The sequence below is a fragment of the Mesorhizobium sp. M7A.F.Ca.MR.362.00.0.0 genome (assembly GCF_004023175.1).
Taxonomy (GTDB): Bacteria; Pseudomonadota; Alphaproteobacteria; order Rhizobiales; family Rhizobiaceae; genus Mesorhizobium.
Genome location: NZ_RZTF01001227.1, coordinates 1 through 216, shown reverse-complemented (window position 1 = coordinate 216; position 216 = coordinate 1). Strand labels below are relative to the sequence as shown.

At 39.8% G+C, this 216-nt stretch carries 1 protein-coding gene; it reads left to right on the top strand.

Features of this window, described 5'->3' with window-relative positions:
* On the top strand, window positions 1-216 hold a 216-nt coding region (locus EOC06_RS41345), incomplete at both ends, for a hypothetical protein (protein ID WP_206631526.1).

Here is a 216-nt window from a genome sequence, read left to right as displayed (position 1 = left end):
CTTATTAGCAATGTAGTACTAGCCAAAGATATCAATTCCATTATCGGAATAGATACCAGCCAATTAATCGATGGTAACTCCATGATTTCAGGAAACATGCTGGATGTAGAGGAGATTGTTCCAAACAAAGAAGAGGGAGAAGCAATACGTCCGATTACGAAGGATATGATTTACGCACAGCCTGGCTCCCTTAGAAGGAAAGATACAGTGGATATT